General features: G+C 45.5%; 5 protein-coding genes. All 5 read left to right on the top strand.

The features are described from left to right. Positions 1–921 (top strand): aldo/keto reductase (locus tag CPT76_RS35430; RefSeq protein WP_105446218.1); only part of this gene is annotated, 921 nt, incomplete at its 5' end. A gap of 387 nt (positions 922–1308) precedes the next feature. Continuing rightward, positions 1309–2178, top strand: a complete 870-nt coding sequence (locus CPT76_RS35435; protein ID WP_105446219.1) for a phosphotransferase — start codon at positions 1309–1311, stop codon at positions 2176–2178. A 581-nt stretch (positions 2179–2759) separates the two neighbouring features. After that, a complete protein-coding gene (locus tag CPT76_RS35440) occupies positions 2760–3446 on the top strand; it encodes a DUF6199 family natural product biosynthesis protein (RefSeq protein ID WP_181153251.1) in 687 nt (228 codons plus the stop codon). Positions 3447–3601: 155 nt separating this feature from the next. After that, positions 3602–3814, top strand: a complete 213-nt coding sequence (locus CPT76_RS38190) for a DUF6199 family natural product biosynthesis protein (protein WP_105446221.1) — start codon at positions 3602–3604, stop codon at positions 3812–3814. 257 nt (positions 3815–4071) lie between these two features. Continuing rightward, on the top strand, positions 4072–4524 hold the full coding sequence (locus tag CPT76_RS35450) for a group II truncated hemoglobin (protein ID WP_219845498.1): 453 nt from the start codon (positions 4072–4074) through the stop codon (positions 4522–4524). Positions 4525–4544: the final 20 nt, after the last annotated feature.

Consider the following 4544-nt stretch of genomic DNA (forward strand, 5'->3'; position numbering starts at 1 on the left):
CTGGGAATTATGGGAATGTCTCCAGGCATTTACGGGGGGACTAACGACGAACAGTCGATCCAAACGATCCATCGCGCTTTGGACATAGGCGTCACGATGTTCGATACCGCGGACGTGTACGGGAACGGGCATAACGAAAAGCTGCTCGGCCGTGCTCTTCAAGGGCGCCGCGAGAAAGCCATTATCGCTACCAAGTTCTCGTACACCCCAAATTACGAGAGCATCAGTGGCCATCCGGATTACGTTAAGAAAGCAGTGGAGGATAGCCTTCGCCGTTTGAATACGGATTACATCGATCTATACTACCAACACCGCGTCGATCCGGAAATCCCAATAGAGGAGACGGTCGGAGCGATGGCAGACTTGGTCAAGGCAGGCAAAGTTCGGGCGCTCGGCCTGTCTGAGGCTTCCGCTTCCACCATTCGCCGCGCTCACGCCGTGTATCCGATCTCCGTGCTAGAGAGTGAGTATTCGCTTTGGAGCCGTGACATCGAAGAGGAGATACTCCCTACCGTAAGAGAGCTGGGGATTACCCATGTGGCCTATAGTCCACTGAGCAGGGGGTTTATCTCCGGCGAGCTTCGCACTTTCGAGGATTTGGCCGCCGACGATCTTCGCAGATGGATGCCGCGGTTCCAAGGAGATAACTTCCGGAAGAACATTGAGGTTGTCGACAAGATTAAGGAGATCGCGATGGAGAAGAACTGTACACCATCCCAATTGGCCATTGCCTGGACGATTGCCAACGGAGCGCTGCCTATCCCGGGTACGAAGCGTATCAAGTACCTGGAGGAAAATGCAGCCGCGGCTGATATCCTTCTCACGAAGGAGGACCTCGAACGAATCGATCAGGTCAGCCCCAAGAATGTCGTTCACGGCACGCGTTATATGAAAGAACAGATGACGCTGCTCGACGGCTAGACTATAATCAGAAGAAGCAATGGTCCACGGTCTCCGTGGACCATTTGCAATTGGATATTGTCTCAGGTGATCTGCAGCCATAAACGCTCGTTTTACGGATCGAATTAAAATTGCTCCAGGCTTTTGGACGAGCCTAGTCGCCAGAGGCGGTTTGTAGACATTGAACTAACGGGAAACGATAACTCAATAAAGAATTTGAAGGCAGCCGCCCCAAAAGCCGTCTGCCTTTTAAACTAACGGGCAGGATAGTTAATTTAAACAAAACTTTACCTTGAACTTCCTCCTGGTCAACTATACGATCTTTATAGATGAAGTTATAAAAAAGGGAATTTTATCAAGAGTTATTTAGTCAAATATTCGTCTAATCGATAGTTAAGGGGAAATTGTATGTTTGAACAAGTAGATATAAACAGTATCCTCCAAGATCTTCATGAAAAAGGCTTAATTGATAACACTGTTATTGCAACCAAAAATAAGACTGGTTCTACAGATGGGCGGGTTTATATTCTTTCAGAGCACAGCGAATCAAAATACGTTTTAAAAATAGATCACTCGAACCAAATTATCTTGGCGGAACAATTTCTTAATACACATCGGCACATTAATCTTTTGCCTAAAATTCTCTATACTGATCCTGCAAAAGAGTATATCGTGTATTCATACATTGCGGGTACAACTCATACTGCCAGAGGTTTAAAAATCAATTGGTTGACAACTTTGGTGAGAGAGCTCTTCAATCATTACGAAAAACATCTACATACAGACAAGTGGGGAAGACTGGGAGCACCGGTTCAATCCTGGCGCGAATGGAACATTCGGAGTTTAGAAGATACGAGAAATAATTGGGGAACCCTTTTACCAATTGAGGATTATTACAGATTAGAATCCATTTTTGAAAGAATATCCAAAAGTGCGGAGAATGAAGCAAGATTTTTGCTCCATGGAGATACTGGTGTCCATAATTTTGTATTCCATGAACACTCATTAGTTGGTGTTATCGACCCTTCGCCAATGATTGGCCCTTTGTTATACGATTTTACGTATGCTTTTTGTTCCTCTCCAGAAGATTTAAACCTAGAAACCATATTGCCTGCATTCAATTTGCTGAATCATGAATCTTTGGAGAGATCAAGGCTTATTGAAGAAGTTATCTTTCAACTTTATTGCCGTATTGGTATCTGTATTCAATTCCATCCGCATGATTTAGAGAGCTATCTAAAAGCGTGGAAGTACTGGAAGGCCCTCCCCATCAATTAGTCTTTGACCTCACAATTTGTGCTTAATAGCGTTTTTTGGCATTAAACTAACGGGAAACGATAGTTGAATAAACAAACATTTGAAGAAGCTGCCGGCGCCGATCGGCAGCTTTATTAAGCTAACGGGCAGTTATGCCGAATACAGAAGTTGAGGTTAATAGTAAAATTTGTTTATGAGGATGCTGAGTCGAGTAATGAAACCAATTCTTAGTTGGGGTATTTATTTTTGTGCGATGTTTCTTATGAGTTATTACTTTGTGAATATGAGTTTTGTAAAATCCATTCAGTTTTCCGCAATCATCACAATAATACATATTGTGATGATACTCATTGATAAGTTATACAAAGGGAAGCAGAATAATTAGTTGTCAGTTGCCATAACCCTTTATGTTACGCTATCAGGAGACATTTGTTTAAGATGGCAGCTGGGCATGATGGTCAGCTGCCGTAAGCTTGACTGTAAAACGTAGCACGTTATATCCTTGCATAAATGCTTGCAACCGCCCCTCTTATTAGGACGTAAAAGGGATAAAGCAGAAAGGATGAGCGCATATTTCTACCCGAGCGGTTTTATTCCGAAAAATGATAACACCTAGTTCTATTTTCTTCGTCTCCGTGCTCCTCGTGTCCGTCTTGACGGGCTTTTTTTCTAGACCCTATTTCACGGACCGCGTTTTCTACCTGAATGAGGATACATACAAATTCTCAAGGGAGCAAGACAGTCTAGTCACCTATCATAGCAGCACAGCCGGTCCCATCCAAGTACGCACCGACGACGAGTTGCACCGCACTTTGATCATCGGCGAGCAGTCCTATGCGATTGCGGATAAAAGCGTCCCTTACTCGACCAAGTTCCGCGTGACCTATCCAAACGGCCATGTCTACAGCGTCGAGGATAATAACGGCATGCTCTTGAGCTACGATGACAAAGGCGATATCGTCATGGTTATTCAGACGTACGTCAACGGCGAGCGGATCAAGGAGGAAGGGGAAGAAGATTTTCCGCCGTCGGCGCTCGTAAGCGCGGCTTACTCCGATTATCATGTCAAACGAGGCATGCCAGGGTTTCTGGTTCTTGCCCTCGGCTTGTTGATCTTTGGTTGGTGCAGCTTCCGGTACCAAGCCTTCCAGAATTTAATGTTCCGTCTATCTCCACAGCGGCTCATGTACGAGAACCCCGAACCGAGTGACTTCTATTATTTCATTAGCAAGGTCGGCGGCATTGTCGTGATGATCGGTTCGATTTTCGTCGCTTTCAAAGCTTATTAGGCGCATGTAGACCGTTGCACTGGCTGCCGTCCATCCACCGAGCGGTGTATGGGCGGCTATTGACGAACCAGGCGACGTTTATGGAGCTAACGGGCATGATACTTGAGGCGGAAAGTGAATATATATATACAATACAGGGTATCAGGAGGTGCCACATGAAAATAATTTTACAACTTTTTTCTTTACTGTTTATTGTCATTGGTATTATGGATATTCTATTTCCAAAGTCATCTTGGTATGTAAGGAATGCTTGGAATTTCAAAAATGTTGAGCGAAGTAACGCCGCTCTATTATTTTCCAGGTTTGAAGGATTTATTGTTATTATTATAGGACTATTCTTATTCACTCTGTTTTCTGCGTATATTTAGCGGATATCTTAACCTGAAGGAAAGGGTACATTACGCTAACGTGAAACGATAGTTGAATAAAGGATATTAACGAGGCTGCCGCGAATTTAAACGGCAGCCTTTAATTGAACTAACATGGAATGATAGCTCAATAAAGTCAGCGCGGCAGCCGGCCAGGGAGTCCAGCTGCCGTCTCCATGCTAACGGGCAGTAGAGCGCAACAGTGTTCCTTCTAGAACTGTGTTTTAGAACATGAACATTTCCAAGGAGATGATGACATGCAGACCGTATATGAGGCAGTTGGTGGTTACGAGGGCTTGCTCAAGTTGGCGGCGGCTTGGCACGCTCGGGTGCTGGAGGATGAGCTGGTAAGCCATGCGTTTAGTCATGGTTATCACCCTGAACACACGGAGCGGCTGGCGGCGTACTGGGCAGAGGCTTTGGGTGGTCCACAACGTTACACCGAGGAATATGGTGATGAAAACACCGTGGTTCGCCTACACAGTGGTAACGGTCCTCACAAGGATATGGACCGACGAGCTATTATCTGTTTTGATCAAGCGTTGGTCGATGTGGGCCTGGCAACCAACGACCAACTAAGACAGGTACTGCATGACTATTTTTTCTTGGGTCACAACCACCACGATGGCCGGATATCCAGGTTCCGCCAACGACGTGCCAGAAGGTCTCCAAATCCCGCGCTGGTCTTGGGACGGTCTTGTCGGCCATAACAGTTGTGACCACTGTTAGG

The organism is Paenibacillus sp. AR247, from assembly GCF_002968895.1.
Taxonomy (GTDB): domain Bacteria; phylum Bacillota; class Bacilli; order Paenibacillales; family Paenibacillaceae; genus Paenibacillus_AQ; species Paenibacillus_AQ favisporus.

Coding starts and splice junctions, on each gene's coding strand:
- CPT76_RS35440 (WP_181153251.1), top strand. CDS start 2,760: ATGATAACACCTAGTTCTATTTTCTTCGTCTCCGTGCTCCTCGTGTCC.
- CPT76_RS35450 (WP_219845498.1), top strand. CDS start 4,072: ATGCAGACCGTATATGAGGCAGTTGGTGGTTACGAGGGCTTGCTCAAG.
- CPT76_RS38190 (WP_105446221.1), top strand. CDS start 3,602: ATGAAAATAATTTTACAACTTTTTTCTTTACTGTTTATTGTCATTGGT.
- CPT76_RS35435 (WP_105446219.1), top strand. CDS start 1,309: ATGTTTGAACAAGTAGATATAAACAGTATCCTCCAAGATCTTCATGAA.